Consider the following 14633-nt stretch of genomic DNA (forward strand, 5'->3'; position numbering starts at 1 on the left):
CAAGTGAACCCGCTCAGCTCAAGAGCTAGCAGCCTTTGGCTTCTTTGAAACCGGTTTATTTGTAGTTTGTTTACGCATAGCACTGATATTCATAAGCCGCGTCAAGGGAGAGCACAACACTTCGTAAGCACCGATCCAAATGCGCTCTATTACCCGGGTCACCAAGTGCAGCAGCCGTACCGACCAAGTAAGCAAGGTAGCCAACCAAACCAATGACGTGCCTAACATGACGCGAATACCATTAAGCAATGGCTCCAGTGGCAGGACCAGCAACGTCAGCACCCATGGCGTCATCGCAGCTATTATGACTCGGACGAGCATGGCCCCGGTGTTGCTTTCCACACCAGCCGCCGCCACGCTACCCGCCACTGGCTCACTGCTCATAGCAACCATAGCGAGCAGGCCGTTAACCACCGACCAAGCACATAACCCGATAAAGGCCACTAGCCGTATTTTAAACGAGGTGGCTGTGTCAACGACCCAGAAGGCGCGAAACAACCGGGTGATCTGCATGTTCTCCAGCAACACCATGCCCGTAATAGCTTGCCCGCCTAACAGTGCGGCGACGGCGACAATACCCCACGTATAGGTCGACACGGGAATCAGCACATCGACCGCTGGCGCGATGACCCAATAACCCACCAATCCTAAGGCCAAAATGCCAGCCGCCAACACCAAGGCCACCATAAAATGGACCAACACCGAGCCAACGGCAAAGCGTAAGGAACGCTCTTCGCCGCCGGCGAGACGCTCAAACTGCTCCAAAAGCCCTTCTAGTCGCTCCGTGCGCTGCTCGATACGGCGCACGCCTTGTCCTATGTCGCCTTGCATCTGCAGCAAGCGCCGCCAGAAGGGTAAGAACTGGCTCAATATGGTATGCCGATCGGCAATGGCTTGCCGGTATTCCTGGCGCACTTGGCGCGCCTCATGTTGAATACGATCCAGCAATTGCTGCAACAGATGTTGCAAAGTGCGATTGCCTGACTGTGCGGCCTGCGAGGCGGCCATGGCCTCCGAAGCCCGTAACCACTCGGGCAATTCCGGAGTTTGCTCCTGAGTGGACGCGTAATCATCCTGCATTTTTTCCACGAGTTTTTGCACTTCAACACCCATAGGCGCGATTTGTGCAAGGTCGTGATCTACAGCGTGTTTTAACTGCACGGTGTGGCGTCGGATTTCGCGTTCGAGGTAGCTCCGCCCCAGCACCATAAGGACTTGATGGTTGCGCTTTGCCAGTACCGCGACAACGCCGTCCAAGCGGTGCGCGATGCGTGCCAGCGTGTGCCGAATACCGCGAAACAACTGGCGAGTGACCGTCAACACGGCGGGACGGATCAAGGTAGCCACTGCGACGGCAAGAAACACCCAAGTCAACAGTGAAAGCCAAGGATACTCTGGCCAGATAGACCAAGTGAGAGAGTCAGCCAATGGCAGGCCTCCTATGAATTCGAGAACGGAATTAACGAGCGATACTACTACCACTGGATCATTTTTTACACTGATGAAGCCATGAAACGACAACTGACACTCATATTAGTTCTTTTTCTGAGCCTGCTAACGGCCTGTGGCGACGACGATGCTACCAATGGCGGAGTTAACGATGAGGTTGATCCGCGCCTACTAAGGCCGCTAGGCGATCAATCCGTACTTGGGCGCGCCATGTACGAAAGTGCATTGCCGTGGGCGCCAATCTATGTGCAGGACGTCATTGACGGAGATCTCGACCTGCTACTCAGTACCGTCACGGACGATACTGGCGGCTTTCGTCTGTTAGGTGTGTTCAATAGAGCAGGCATGGTATCAACCTTCCCCACCCCTAACGCTGAATCCCCCATGTACTCGCTGTACAGCGCGTTGCCCAATGACCCCGCAACACGGGTAAACATTACGCCGGTCACCGACACTCTGACTCGGGCTTATTTATGGAATCAATTCAGCGGATTAACAGCTGATACCTGCTATTACGACTTAGCCTGCGCTCAGGTGCTGAATGCCAACTATCAGCACAGCCAGATAAGCCTCTACCTAACCAACTTGCGCACCTTTCTAGATGATTGGTGGACTGCCGACAACAACGCAACCAATGGCACAATACAGCCCTTTACGACGCCCTTGGTTACGGGGGACCCGATGGCGCAAATGCTCGCCGCATTGCGTTTTCGAGTATTTGAAGACGAGCTGCCCGTTGACCCGACGGACCCGGACTCGCCACTGGAAGACGTGATGCTTTTGAGCGTATGTGACCGCAACGCAAACCAGGAGCTCACCATCGATGTGTCTTACCTCGGCCTGCCTGGTTACGAGCGCGACCCCGACTTAACGGCCACCTCACCTTGCACACCAGAACCGGACGATGCGCCGGTATTTGCTATGATTGTTGATGCGAACCCGGTCAATGGCCCTTCCCCATTGAATACCACCATTCAAGTGGTATTTCCGCAAGGCGAACCTGAAGGACTGGTGTTGCAAAGTATGCTGGTCAACCCGCTGGGGCAGCCCATTGCCTTCTGGACAACACCTACCTACCAGACCACCTTAACAGGCGCGGGGCGCTACCGCGTGCAGACGCTAGCCAGTTCTATTGATGGCACAGTACAGGCGGGCGAGACGATTACCGTGGACGGCCCTGTAGACGATCCGCGCTTTGCCACCTGGGGGCAAACCGGTAGTTGGCGACGCACCTTAGAATTCAATTCATCACCCATCAATAATTGCGCAGAACTCTTGGACGGCTCCCCCGTCCATCAGCCCTACGCCATGAACTTTAACGATGTGGTGTACTACCCTGAGGGACTGTGCAGCAGAACCGCACAATTTGACTACCCGTTGATTGGCTGGTGCAGCTACTTTGTTCAGGAAACTCGACTGTACTATTATCGCCATCCGCAGTCGGAGTTAAACGAAAGCCTAGCAGTACAGAGAGCTAGAAATGAGGAGGTGTGCCAAAACGGCGGGGGTATTTGGAGCAACTCGGCACCTTGATCAGAGAGCTACAACGGAATAACAAAAAGGCCGCAATTGCGGCCTTTTTTTATTGCTCTAAAGAACTGCACAACCTAGAAGGTAACTACAGCGCCCAAGAAGAAGCCTGACGCATCAAACTGCAGCTGCGCTTCTTCCGGCAATGGAATCAGTTCAGCTTTAGTGCCGTCGATGTCAATGGTCCACTTACGGTAGCCTGCCTCGACACCGACCTTCGCCAGCATGTTGATCGGCAGTGGTGCGTAGTAACGTGCCTTGAGGTTCCAATCGGTCATATTCAAACCAGTGACGGGGAAAGTACTGAGCGCACCTGACAACTGCACATCGGCCACGGGAATGGTGGTTGCAGCCGCAAAATGCAGCATCGGCACTACAAACGGAATACCTTCAAATTCGAAGGCTTGTTCTACACGCTCATTACCGCCTGAGTCCTCAGCTTCGAAACCACCCAACAACCATCGCAAATTGACCCCAACATCAAGATAGTCGACAAAGGGTATAAATTTAGGCCCAAATACCAACGCGGTATCCAGGTGCGTCATGTCTAAAATCGCCTCACCTTCGACGTTGAAGGTTGTGCCAAAGAAATCAAAGTTACCATTGGCGTCACCACTTTCCATCCGCAGGGTCTCATACCGCACTTTGAGATCGGGTAGCACCGGCATACCCACTCGACCCTGTAAGTAGAAACCCATTTTGGCTTGCAGATCTAATTCTATTTTGTCCGGATTGGTAGTCAGCGTTACATCATCACCAATACTGCCGTCATTCAGTGTATTGAACGCACCGCCTGCACCAAAGTCGAAATCGAAAAAAGGTAATGCCTGTGCCGATGGTACAGAGGCCGCCACTGCAGCAGCCAAAAGTAATTTTTTCATGATGTTCGTCCTCACCCGTCTGGGCTGCCTAATCAATTAAAGGTTACACCGATACGACGACCCACTTCTTCGTAAGCCTCGATCACGTTTCCGAGGTCCTGCCGGAAGCGATCTTTATCCAGCTTTTCCAATGTTTTCTTATCCCACAGCCGACAACCGTCTGGCGAGAACTCGTCACCCAGTACCAGTTGCCCGTCAATGACGCCAAATTCGAGCTTATAGTCCACCAAAATCATTTCGCCATCATCAAACAGCTTAGTCAATACATCATTAACTGCCAACGTCAGCGCTTTCATTCCGGCGATTTGCTCTTCCGTCGCCCAACCAAAGCTGATGATGTGGGCGTCGTTAATCATCGGGTCGCTCAAGGCATCGTTTTTTAAGAAGAACTCGAACACAGGCGGGTTTAGCGCCAGCCCTTCCTCTACGCCTAAGCGACGCACCAAACTACCTGCCGCACGATTACGCACAACACACTCAACCGGTAGCATTTTCAGGTTCTTTACCAGTGCTTCATGCGGTGACAACAGCTTTACAAAGTGCGTCGGTATCCCTGCATCAGCCAATTTTTCCATAATAAAGGCGTTAAACTGATTGTTCACCCGCCCCTTACGCGCCAGCGCTTCTTTTTTCTTACCATCAAACGCAGAGGTGTCGTCACGAAACTCCAATACCAGCAGGGCATCATCATCTGTGGTATACACCGACTTGGCTTTTCCGGCATACAGCAGTGTGTTCTTGTTCATCGTAGCTAGCCCCTCAGAGCGGTTGAATCTGGCACCAGTCGAAACCGGTGTCCTGTAGGTTAATCTGTAATTTGGCTTCATGCCCCGGTATGGCCGCCGCCAACACGGACTCCGCCAAGCTCAAGTCATTATTCTGTTCACTGATATGGGAGATCACAACTCGCTGAAGCCTCTGGAGATCGATTTGACTCAACAACTCGGCGCTCTGCCCATTACTCAAATGCCCTAGAGGCCCGCCTACGCGACGCTTTAGTGAGGGCGGATACGGGCCTACGGCCAGCATTTCAGGATCATGATTAGCTTCCAGAATCAGCGCATCGACGGCTTGATAAGCACTGACTACGTGCGGTGTTACATGCCCTAAGTCCGTCAATATGCCTAAACGTTGCTCACCGAAACTGAGCACAAACTGGCAAGCTTCCCGGGCATCGTGCGGCACGGCCACCGGATGCACATGCACATCACCCAAAGCAAAAGACTGGTGTAAATCGATGACGCGCACTTGGACATCCGCTATACAGTCGAGCGCGATGGCGGTGCCCGCTGACATATAAACAGGCACTTTCAGGCGACGACTCAGGGCCATAACACCCTTGGCGTGATCACCGTGTTCATGCGTTACTAAAATAGCGGTCAAGCGTTCGGGGGCGAAATCCAAACGCGCCATACGCAACAGGGTTTCTTTCACACTGAACCCGCAATCCACCAACACTGCTGTGTCCGCTGCGGTAATCAGCGTCGCATTACCTTTACTACCGCTGCCCAGCGACGCGAATCGCATCATTGCAGCTGCGCAAACAGCTCTTGCAACAGCTCGCGTTGCGTTGCTACAGGAAATGGCATGTCGCCTTCACGCTCCATGTGTACCTGGGTACCGTTGGAGAAAGAGTAGAAATAGATATTGATCTGCGGCCGCGCCGGAAACAACTGATCGGTACGCCGCTGCAACCACGGGGAGCCGTCGATGGAAATGCGACTTTCGTCCAACTCAACTTGACGCACGCGCCAGCCCAGAGCGTCGATGGCGACACGCAACTGATCCGACGCAGCTACTGGCTCTATGGGCATTTCGATTAAGGGCAAGCCATTGGCGTCAGTGAAAAAGCGCAACGTATCAATGGTGCGCGTGTTGGCTGCATCCAACACCACGAGTTGACGACGCGGTGCGGACGTTTCCACTACACTGCCACTGGGTAAAGGATCAGCGATGAAATAACGCCCGGAATCTGCCGGGAGTTCAGGAAAGCTTGTCGTTCGTTCCAGTTGGCCTTCCTGCGCAGTCACCAGAGGCTGACTGCTGCAGGCTGCCAATAAAACTATGCTTAACAAACCGCTGATACGAACGATCGAACGCGTGTGGTTACTCACAGTATGCCGGACTCCATCATCGCTTGCTTCAAGGTGTCGTGGTACTGCTTATCGAACGGCACCAGAGGCAAACGAATGCCTGGTGGAATCAACCCCATGATGTTCAGCGCCCATTTAACAGGCACTGGATTGCTTTCTAAGAACAAATTCTTGTGCAACGGCTGCAACAGGTTATCCAAGCGTTCTGCAAGCTCCAGATTGCCGCCCATGGCCGCTTCACACATATTTTGCATCGCCAAGGGCGATACATTGGCGGTCACGGAGATCAAACCGTCGCCACCCTCCAACAAGAAATCCTTGCTGGTAGCGTCGTCACCCGAGTACAGCGCAAAGTCTTGCCCGGCGAGCTTCTTGATGGCTTTCACACGCGATACGTCACCGGTGGCTTCTTTGACGCCGATGATGTTGGGGATTCGAGACAGACGTGCAATGGTTTCATTGCTCATGTCAGTAACCGTACGACTGGGTACATTGTACAAAATCACAGGAATGTCGACCGCCTCGGCGATGGCTTTGAAGTGGCGATATAAGCCTTCCTGGCTGGGCTTGTTGTAGTACGGCACGACCGACAAGCACATATCCGCACCCACCTCCGCAGCAGCACGCGTCAGTTCGATGGCCTCTACCGTGTTGTTTGCACCGGTACCGGCCACCACCGGAATACGACCGGCACAGTACTCAACGGTAAACTTAACCACAGATTTGTGTTCGGCCATACTGAGAGTAGTCGATTCACCGGTTGTGCCCATCGACACAATCCCCTGCGTTTTATTCTCGATGTGAAAATCGAGCAATTGCTCAAGACTCTCCCAGTGAATGCTGCCATCTTCACTCATTGGGGTCACTAGAGCGACCATACTCCCAGTAATCATTCAAAACTCCCGCCATTTGGCGTGCAATACTCGTGTGTAGGGCGCAATGGTAATGTTCTGAGCCCGCTATCTCAACCGTCAGACCATCACAATGCCATATTTTTATACCGCGTCGGGGTGCTTGGGCCACGCGTTGTAAACCGCCTTGACCAATGTGGCCAACGGAATGGCAAAGAATACGCCCCAGAAGCCCCACACACCACCAAAGAACAGCACCGCAATGATGATAAAAATGGGGTGCAAGTTGACGGCTTCAGAAAACAACAATGGCACCAGCACATTACCATCCAGCATTTGAATGACCAGATAGACCACCACGACGGTATAGAAGTGCGGCCCTACACCAAACTGAAACAACGCAATCAGCGCTACCGGCACGGTAGCCACGGTCGCACCGATGTAAGGTATCAACACCGACAAGCCAACCATCAAGGCTAACAGAGCCGAATAGTTCAAGCCGAGCAATTCAAAAGCGACAAAGCTGACGGAGCCCACAATGAGAATCTCAATCACCTTGCCACGAATGTAGTTGGCAATCTGCTGGTTCATTTCTGCGCCGATGTCCGTCAACAAGCGACGTCGTGTCGGCAGCAAGGTCAACCATGACTCCCACAGAGTTTTGCGGTCCTTCAGCATGAAGAAGACCATCAGCGGCACAATGATTAGATAGACCAGCAAGGTAATCAGGTTCGGTATGGTTGATAACGAAAGCCCCACCAGCCGAGGCAAGTAGTTTGCTGCCTGATTGCCTAAGGCCCCCAAATTAAGCTGACGCACCCATTGCAGTGTTTCTTCGTCATCGAATATTTCCGGAAAGCGCGCTGGTAACTCGGCCAGTACCAACTGCATTTGGTTGAGCATCTTCGGCAACTCTCCGGTCAGGGTCATCACCTGACCCCATAAGAAAGGCACCAAAATCAGTACCACCAGAAGCAAGACACCCAAAAACAGCAGCGACAGTATTGAGGCAGCGACCACATAAGGCACCTTTAGACGCACCAGGCGGTCCATGATCGGCGCCAGCACATAAGCAACGATTAAGGCCGCAAACACGGGCGCCAAAACACTACCAAAGAGCCATACAACCAACGTCGATGCGATCAAAACTAACGCCAAAATGACCGCTTCTTCGTCGTGAAAATAGCGGTTGTACATGCGTTCGAACACTTTAAGCATTGGATGCTCCGGCTTGGATTATAAAGATGCACACAGAAGGAGCCTCCTCCTGTGCAATCAAGGTATGCGACGTAGAGGCCAAAAACCGCGGAATGTCCCGCTTCGAGCCTGGGTCAGTGGTGATGATGCGTAACCGCCCACCTACTGCTGCTTTGGCCAGCCATTGCTTCACCTTAAGCAATGGTAAAGGACATGCCAACTGACTAGCATCTATGGTGGTCTCGGTTATATTTGTGGTCATGAAGTTACTCACCTTGCTGTCGCGCCCTGAATTACCCTTGGTGAGCCGTTCTCATCGCAAGGTCCTGATCGCTTGCCTAACCACAGTACTCTTGGCGGGAACTTTACGCGCAGACACCTTTGTCAGCGACCTTCCCTCGTTAGGGCAGAAAGATATACGCACCCAGACCGAGGAAGCAATATCCGGCTTGCGATACTTACGTTTTCTTAACAGAGAAAGCATCGCCACCCAGGACCCGGCCCTCACCTACTACTTGCAACAATCTACCGCCCCATTGTTACCTTTTTTTGCCACCGAACAACGTCCGTCGGAGCTGATGATTTTTGGGGTCAACAATCGAAACTTCAACGCCTTTGCCTTGCCCGGAGGATTGATTGGGGTTCATACCGGCATGATGGACCAGATGACGGAAACGGCTGAATTGCAGGCGATTATAGCACACGAACTGGGCCACTTGGCATTGGGACATCATGCCAGACTGGCGGGGGCACGGCGCGATGCCATGGGTATGGTCATCGCCAGTTTTCTATTGATACCACTAGCTGCACAGGTCGACGCCAGCCTCGCCGCAGGAGTGTTTTATGGCGCTCAAGGCTTAGCCATGCAACAACAATTGGCATTTTCCCGCAGCATGGAAGAAGAGGCTGACCGTGCAGCGGTGAATGCGATGCGTTCCAGCGGCCTTCCGTTGCAAGGCATTATTGACGCCTACGAGTCGATGGCACGCTACCAGCGCTCGCAGGTCGGCACAGTCAACTCAACCTACCCAGGCACCCATCCGGACGTGGTCAGTCGCTTGGCCGACTTGCGTAATCGTATCGCCGAGATCAATGCGCCCGCACCGCAAGCCGACCTAAGCATCCCGCTGTGCTGGGTACAGACCGATTTTAGCCTTACGGTTCGTTCCACCACCAACGCTTGCACTCAATATAAAACACGTACGGAGCTAGAGCGCCAAGACCAACAAAGGTTCTGGCTCGACATGCTCGCCAACCACCCCGCCAACCCCTACTTAATCTATCGAGCCAATGAGTGGCTACGTCGCCATGCAGCAGCCGATGTTGATCAATTACTGCGTCAGCGACTGATGGAGCAAAGTCGATTACTCACAGACAGCTGGCTGGTTGCGCTGAGTGTATTGTCGTCTGAACTGTACGACCATCCAGCTGATCGGGAACGCTGGATACGCAGCCTATACCACTCGGCGCCACCTAACGACTTGGCGGCTTGGGCTGTATTGAGCCAAGAATTTAATTTAGCCGATCGTCGTGCTCTAGCCTTTCGAGCAGAGGCACAAAGCAGTTGGATAAAAGGCGAGGTGGCAATGGCCGTGCGGCAGTTGCAGCGCGCGATTGAACTAACAGAGATCGCTTCGGAGCGCAGCGCATGGCAGCCGATACTGCGACGCTGGGAGGCGTTATTGCCGGGTTAAGGGAGGCCTATTCGACCGGAGAACTGACGGCCTACAGCTTCAATCCGGCAGAAAAATCCAGCATACGCTGCAAAGGCACTAAAGCCTTCATCCGCATACCTTCATCGACATGTACTTCTTGATCGTCTGCTAGCAGACTGGAGCGCAAGTTGTCTAGTTGATTCATTGCCATCCAGGGGCAATGTGCGCAACTGCGGCAGGTCGCGCCGGAACCGCCTGTCGGTGCCTCGATGAAGCTTTTCTGCGGACTGGCTTGCTGCATTTTGTAGAAAATGCCGCGATCGGTCGCCACAATAAACTGCTGATTGGGCAGATTTTGCGTGGCCTTCAACAGTTGAGTTGTCGACCCTATGACATCAGCCAAGGCCAACACAGCTTCTGGACTTTCGGGGTGTACTAGCACCGCCGCTTCGGGATACACCGCTTTCAGTTTTTGCAGCCCTTGTGCCTTGAATTCTTCATGCACCACACAGGAGCCATTCCAAAGCAACATATCAGCACCGGTTTTGGTTGCTACATAGCGGCCCAGGTGCTGGTCTGGCGCCCATAAGATTTTTTCGCCACGCGTGGCAAGATGATTGATCACATCCACTGCGATGCTTGACGTCACCACCCAGTCCGCCTGCGCTTTAACTGCAGCAGAGGTGTTCGCATACACCACCACCGTACGCTCAGGGTGCTGCGCGCGAAACACCGCGAATTCTTCTGGCGGGCAACCCAAGTCCAGCGAACATTCTGCCGCCAAGGTGGGCATGATAACGCGCTTTTCAGGACTGAGAATTTTGGCGGTTTCACCCATAAAGCGAACACCAGCAACCACAATGGTCTGGGCGTCCGTGTTGGCACCAAAGCGCGCCATTTCCAGCGAGTCGCCAATAAAACCACCACTGACTTCTGCCAGCTCCTGCATCAACGGGTCTGTATAGTAGTGCGCCACCAATACGGCGTTGCGCGCCTTGAGCATTTCCGTCAACTCAGTCATCCGCTCGGTTTTTTCACCATGCGACATAACGGATTGCGTAACGTGCTCAGGCACGCAAACGACAGGAATAGACGAAATCTTGGGGCCAACCGTGAAGGATGCACTCATAAAGTGGTTCTTAACTTGGGACTAGGACAGACATCGATTGTAGCACAACTCATATGGCTATAACTTCACCGATAAGACTGTGATTTTTGTGGATAGCCAATATGAATTGACTCAGGGAAATGGTGGGTCGTGCAGGATTCGAACCTGCGACCAATTGGTTAAAAGCCAACTGCTCTACCAACTGAGCTAACGACCCTTACGCGGTGCGCATTGTGCTGTTTGGCAGCAAAAAAGTCAAGCTTATTAAGTACTTAGACTAACTCGACTTCTTTATTTACTTGAGAAACACCACTAACAGACGCTTTGCAGTTAAGGTGGTGGGTCGTGCAGGATTCGAACCTGCGACCAATTGGTTAAAAGCCAACTGCTCTACCAACTGAGCTAACGACCCTCAAGCAAGGCGGCATATGATAGGGATTTTTCAGTTGAGCGCAAGTCCCTAATTTAATTAATTTTTTCTGTAGGGGGTTGGATCAGCCAGACCAGCCACTTCAAACCCTTGGCGACGCAAGCGACAGCTGTCACACACACCACACGCAACACCTTGATCATCCGCTTGGTAGCAAGACACGGTAAGGCCATAATCTACGCCTGCTCCGGTACCCGCCTGTATAATTTCGCTCTTTGTCATATGCAATAACGGCGCCTCTATCCGAATCGGATGCCCGGTAACCGTTGCCTTAGTAGCAACATTGACCAGATTCTGAAAAGCATCTACGAATTCAGGTCGGCAATCTGGATAGCCCGAATAATCCACCGCATTGATACCCAAATGAATGCTGTCTGCACCACACACCTCAGCGTAGGCTAAGGCATAGGATAAAAAAACCGTGTTACGGGCTGGAACATAGGTGTTCGGGATACCGTCTTGCTCGGTTTCGGGCACTGCCAGCGACGTATCCGTAAGCGACGAACCACCCAGTTGGCCCAGATCGATATCAACAACCCTGTGCTCAGCCAAATTTAAGGCTTTTGCCACGCGCTCTGCGGCACGCAACTCAGACGAATGACGCTGACCGTAACGAAAGCTCAAAGCGTGAACACGATCATAACGCTGCACCGCCAGTGCAGCCACAGTGGCGGAATCGAGACCGCCTGACAATAAAACGATAGCAAGGCTCATGTTTTGATGACTTATTCTTGTAAGGTAGTGAGTCGTTGACGTGCAAGGTTGGCAAGCTGTGTACCAGGTGCCATTTCAATCACTTTCTCGTAGTAATCTACTGCTTTGGACACATCTCCTACCCGCTCTTCTAGGAATCCGAGCTTGAACGTCGAATCAACACGGCGCTCTGACGCAGGAAAATCAGTCAACACTTTTTGATAAACATTACGAGCGCTATCAAATTCGCGCAACAGAGTATAAACCTCACCGAGCCAGAAGTAGGCATTATCAACCAGTGAGCTCTCTGGATAGCGCTCCACAAAAGCGCGCAATGACTCTATCGCTCGCTCGTACTCACGCGAACTGATTAAGTCCCGGGCAGCATTGTAGGCGTTTTGCTCAGCGTCAGTGGCACTCTGTGCCGGGCGGACCTCAGTGGCTCTGCCAGACAATGCTGCCGGCCCCGAAGCTTGAATATTGGTTAAACGTTGGTCAAGATCGATATAACGATCTCTGTTGTCTCGCTCTGCTATTTGCAGACGATAGGTTAACTCTTCAATCTGTCCGTTCATCAATTGCATCTCACGCTCCATGCGTGCAATGCGATCAAGCAACTGAGTCAAATTATCTTGCGTAGCAAACTGGCCCTGAAGGCCGGACAGGCGCTGCCGTAGCAACTCTTCAGTAATTAATTCGTCGGCCATGATGCTGCGGCCAGACTGATTTATCAGGGTAGGACGCCCCTGTTCAATAGGGGGGGCTGCAAAAAGAAAGGAGCTGCCGACAACGGCAACTCCTCCTACAGCACTTATAAAATAGCGCTTCATTAGAACCTTTTACTTACTGGTATTGAATCTCTACACGGCGATTCAGTGCCCAAGCACTTTCATTAGAACCACGTGCAGCAGGCTTCATTTCACCGAAAGAAGTAACGTACATTTGTGCGCCGTCAACACCGCGCAGACGCAGGTAGTCTTGTACCGCTTTGGCACGGTTTTCACCCAAGGCCAAGTTGTACTCGGCACTGCCGCGCTCATCGGTGTGGCCTTCTAATACAACAACCAAGTTTGGGTTGTTACGCAAGTAGTCAGCGTGAGCATCCAACACGCTACGGCTTGTAGCGTCTACAGTGAAACTATCGAAGGCGAAGAATACAACAGAAATATCTGGCGCACCCATTGCGGTCATTGTTTCAGTTTCAACGGGTGGCTCGATAACCATAACCTCAGAACCAGCAGAAGGAGTGGTATCTGTGGTAGTGGTATCAGTCGTTGTTGTACTCGCACCGGCGGCATCGTCAACTTGCGCGGAGCTACAGCCCACTACGCCTAGAATCCCTGAAACCAACAGAACTTGCAGCAGTTTAATCTTAGACATTGTTCAATCCCATATTGTTAAGGTTGTACTTATTTCGTTGCCGGCATAAGAGCACGGCTCAGAAAATTCATTACTACTAGTAGGTATAGGGTGACCAAGCTGGTTCACGCACATCACCGAACCGACTTGGCATTGCACTCTCTACCTTACCATCAATTGACACCCACGCAAGCTCTGAGTTATTCCCGCGTTTTGTGGCATATATTACCATACTTCCATTTGGGGCGAGACTTGGAGACTCGTCCGATCCATTTCCTGTCAGAACCTGTACCAATCGGGTATCCAGTTCCATCGTAGCGATATGATACCCGCCACCGTCGCTGTATACCATGGTGATACGCTCACCATTTGATCCTACTCGCCCACGAGCATTATAGCGGCCTTCAAAAGTCAAACGCTCTACTGCCTGTGTGCGCAAATCTGTGCGATATATTTGTGGCCGACCACTGCGGTCAGACGTGAATATCAACGTATTATCGTCCAACCAATCGGGCTCTGTATCGATGGCCCAATGCGTCGTTACCTGCTGCAGCCTATTCGACTGCAAGTCCAATACATAAATATTTGGACTTCCCGCACGACTCGACGTTAAAGCCAACCGCCGTCCGTCGGGTGAAAAAGCCGGCGCACTGTTAATGCTCCCACGCCGCTCTGCTAATGTACGTATATTACGCGTCGTCAGGTCAAGCATTTTAACCGACGAACTGCCATCGGGTTGAAAATCCACAAACGCAATATGCTTTCCATCCGGCGACCAAGCAGGTGACATGATGGGCTGCGATGAACGGTACCAAATCTGTTCGTTCCAACCGTCTGCGTCAGCGATCTGCAATCGGTACTGCATACCTGCATCCGACTCTTGGGCGACAACATAGGCTATTTTGGTAGAAAAAACGCCTCTCACACCGGTAATTTCTTCGTAAATCGCATCACTAACGCGATGTGCGAGCTGACGCCACTGCGCCAAAGTGCCTTGCAGAGTGCCTGCTGTAAGGCGCTGCTCGCGATACGGATCATAGAGCTCATAGGTCACCTCGACCCGACCTTCAGCGACTGGGCGCAAGCGACCAATGACCAAGAAATCCTGATCGAGTAGTCTCCACTCTGCAAACGCAATACTCTCGCGGCGACTAGGCCAGCTGCGCATGGCAGCCTGATCCAGCGCCTCAAACTGCCCGGTGCGCTCCAAATTGGCGATCACGATATCCGTCATCTCCGACGGCGCGGCACCGTCACCATCCCACAGAAACGGAACGACAGCGATATTGGTCTTGTCGTCATACCCCTTGGTAACGGTAATCGTTAACTGAGCCATAGCGGGCTGTACCAACGCCAAACTCAACAGAACAAACAGTAACCTGCGCAT

15 protein-coding genes and 2 tRNA genes are annotated in these 14633 nt (G+C 52.4%); 2 read left to right on the forward strand and 15 right to left on the reverse strand.

The features are described from left to right. Positions 1-18: 18 nt before the first annotated feature. Complete coding sequence (locus tag NFC81_RS11165; RefSeq protein WP_304994565.1) at positions 19-1428, reverse strand: hypothetical protein; 1410 nt, start codon at positions 1426-1428, stop codon at positions 19-21. An 81-nt stretch (positions 1429-1509) separates the two neighbouring features. Between NFC81_RS11165 and NFC81_RS11170 the strand changes: the two genes are divergently transcribed. After that, entirely contained in the window at positions 1510-2982 is a 1473-nt protein-coding gene (locus NFC81_RS11170) for a hypothetical protein (RefSeq protein WP_304994566.1), read from the forward strand. A 74-nt stretch (positions 2983-3056) separates the two neighbouring features. Here the strand turns inward: NFC81_RS11170 and NFC81_RS11175 are convergent, their stop codons facing one another. From NFC81_RS11175 to NFC81_RS11205, 7 genes are all read right to left on the reverse strand, one after another. Further along, positions 3057-3860, reverse strand: a complete 804-nt coding sequence (locus NFC81_RS11175; RefSeq protein ID WP_304994567.1) for a hypothetical protein — start codon at positions 3858-3860, stop codon at positions 3057-3059. A gap of 32 nt (positions 3861-3892) precedes the next feature. Next, positions 3893-4606, reverse strand: a complete 714-nt coding sequence (gene purC, locus NFC81_RS11180; RefSeq protein ID WP_304994568.1) for a phosphoribosylaminoimidazolesuccinocarboxamide synthase — start codon at positions 4604-4606, stop codon at positions 3893-3895. Positions 4607-4619: 13 nt separating this feature from the next. Continuing rightward, positions 4620-5390 carry an MBL fold metallo-hydrolase gene (locus NFC81_RS11185; protein WP_304994569.1) on the reverse strand — a complete coding sequence of 257 codons (771 nt, stop codon included), beginning with the start codon at positions 5388-5390 and terminating at the stop codon, positions 4620-4622. Further along, the gene (locus tag NFC81_RS11190; RefSeq protein WP_304994570.1) at positions 5387-5974 is read right to left on the reverse strand and encodes a hypothetical protein; all 588 of its coding nucleotides are present in this window, start codon (positions 5972-5974) and stop codon (positions 5387-5389) included. The genes NFC81_RS11185 and NFC81_RS11190 overlap by 4 nt, the downstream gene beginning before the upstream one ends. Beyond that, on the reverse strand, positions 5971-6846 hold the full coding sequence (gene dapA / locus NFC81_RS11195; RefSeq protein ID WP_304994571.1) for a 4-hydroxy-tetrahydrodipicolinate synthase: 876 nt from the start codon (positions 6844-6846) through the stop codon (positions 5971-5973). Before dapA ends, NFC81_RS11190 begins: the two co-directional genes overlap by 4 nt. Positions 6847-6948: 102 nt before the next feature. Beyond that, entirely contained in the window at positions 6949-8022 is a 1074-nt protein-coding gene (locus tag NFC81_RS11200; RefSeq protein ID WP_304994572.1) for an AI-2E family transporter, read from the reverse strand. Further along, a complete protein-coding gene (locus tag NFC81_RS11205; protein ID WP_304994573.1) occupies positions 8015-8263 on the reverse strand; it encodes a sulfurtransferase TusA family protein in 249 nt (82 codons plus the stop codon). The genes NFC81_RS11200 and NFC81_RS11205 overlap by 8 nt, the downstream gene beginning before the upstream one ends. Here NFC81_RS11205 and NFC81_RS11210 point away from each other — a divergent pair. After that, a complete protein-coding gene (locus tag NFC81_RS11210) occupies positions 8262-9695 on the forward strand; it encodes a M48 family metalloprotease (RefSeq protein WP_304994574.1) in 1434 nt (477 codons plus the stop codon). The genes NFC81_RS11205 and NFC81_RS11210 overlap by 2 nt on opposite strands. A gap of 31 nt (positions 9696-9726) precedes the next feature. Here the strand turns inward: NFC81_RS11210 and nadA are convergent, their stop codons facing one another. The 7 genes from nadA to tolB form a co-directional block, all read right to left on the reverse strand. Continuing rightward, complete coding sequence (gene nadA / locus NFC81_RS11215; RefSeq protein WP_304996973.1) at positions 9727-10704, reverse strand: quinolinate synthase NadA; 978 nt, start codon at positions 10702-10704, stop codon at positions 9727-9729. Positions 10705-10905: 201 nt separating this feature from the next. After that, a tRNA-Lys gene (locus tag NFC81_RS11220) sits at positions 10906-10981 on the reverse strand. A gap of 119 nt (positions 10982-11100) precedes the next feature. Continuing rightward, positions 11101-11176, reverse strand: a tRNA-Lys gene (locus NFC81_RS11225). A gap of 57 nt (positions 11177-11233) precedes the next feature. Further along, positions 11234-11908: a 7-cyano-7-deazaguanine synthase QueC gene (gene queC, locus NFC81_RS11230; protein ID WP_304994575.1), complete on the reverse strand. Its 675-nt coding sequence runs from the start codon at positions 11906-11908 to the stop codon at positions 11234-11236. An 11-nt stretch (positions 11909-11919) separates the two neighbouring features. After that, positions 11920-12717, reverse strand: a complete 798-nt coding sequence (gene ybgF, locus NFC81_RS11235; protein WP_304994576.1) for a tol-pal system protein YbgF — start codon at positions 12715-12717, stop codon at positions 11920-11922. 13 nt (positions 12718-12730) lie between these two features. Further along, positions 12731-13267 carry a peptidoglycan-associated lipoprotein Pal gene (gene pal, locus NFC81_RS11240; protein ID WP_304994577.1) on the reverse strand — a complete coding sequence of 179 codons (537 nt, stop codon included), beginning with the start codon at positions 13265-13267 and terminating at the stop codon, positions 12731-12733. A 76-nt stretch (positions 13268-13343) separates the two neighbouring features. Beyond that, complete coding sequence (gene tolB, locus NFC81_RS11245) at positions 13344-14633, reverse strand: Tol-Pal system beta propeller repeat protein TolB (protein WP_304994578.1); 1290 nt, start codon at positions 14631-14633, stop codon at positions 13344-13346.

It is taken from the genome of Salinispirillum sp. LH 10-3-1 (genome assembly GCF_030643825.1).
In the GTDB taxonomy this organism is placed as follows: domain Bacteria; phylum Pseudomonadota; class Gammaproteobacteria; order Pseudomonadales; family Natronospirillaceae; genus Salinispirillum.

Excerpts from the sequence above, each read along its gene's own strand:
- dapA (WP_304994571.1), bottom strand. The coding sequence starts at position 6,846 with ATGATTACTGGGAGTATGGTCGCTCTAGTGACCCCAATGAGTGAAGAT.
- pal (WP_304994577.1), bottom strand. The coding sequence starts at position 13,267 with ATGTCTAAGATTAAACTGCTGCAAGTTCTGTTGGTTTCAGGGATTCTA.
- NFC81_RS11210 (WP_304994574.1), top strand. The coding sequence starts at position 8,262 with ATGAAGTTACTCACCTTGCTGTCGCGCCCTGAATTACCCTTGGTGAGC.
- NFC81_RS11205 (WP_304994573.1), bottom strand. The coding sequence starts at position 8,263 with ATGACCACAAATATAACCGAGACCACCATAGATGCTAGTCAGTTGGCA.
- ybgF (WP_304994576.1), bottom strand. The coding sequence starts at position 12,717 with ATGAAGCGCTATTTTATAAGTGCTGTAGGAGGAGTTGCCGTTGTCGGC.
- queC (WP_304994575.1), bottom strand. The coding sequence starts at position 11,908 with ATGAGCCTTGCTATCGTTTTATTGTCAGGCGGTCTCGATTCCGCCACT.
- nadA (WP_304996973.1), bottom strand. The coding sequence starts at position 10,704 with ATGTCGCATGGTGAAAAAACCGAGCGGATGACTGAGTTGACGGAAATG.
- purC (WP_304994568.1), bottom strand. The coding sequence starts at position 4,606 with ATGAACAAGAACACACTGCTGTATGCCGGAAAAGCCAAGTCGGTGTAT.
- NFC81_RS11200 (WP_304994572.1), bottom strand. The coding sequence starts at position 8,022 with ATGCTTAAAGTGTTCGAACGCATGTACAACCGCTATTTTCACGACGAA.
- NFC81_RS11185 (WP_304994569.1), bottom strand. The coding sequence starts at position 5,390 with ATGATGCGATTCGCGTCGCTGGGCAGCGGTAGTAAAGGTAATGCGACG.
- tolB (WP_304994578.1), bottom strand. The coding sequence starts at position 14,633 with ATGCGCAGGTTACTGTTTGTTCTGTTGAGTTTGGCGTTGGTACAGCCC.
- NFC81_RS11170 (WP_304994566.1), top strand. The coding sequence starts at position 1,510 with ATGAAACGACAACTGACACTCATATTAGTTCTTTTTCTGAGCCTGCTA.
- NFC81_RS11175 (WP_304994567.1), bottom strand. The coding sequence starts at position 3,860 with ATGAAAAAATTACTTTTGGCTGCTGCAGTGGCGGCCTCTGTACCATCG.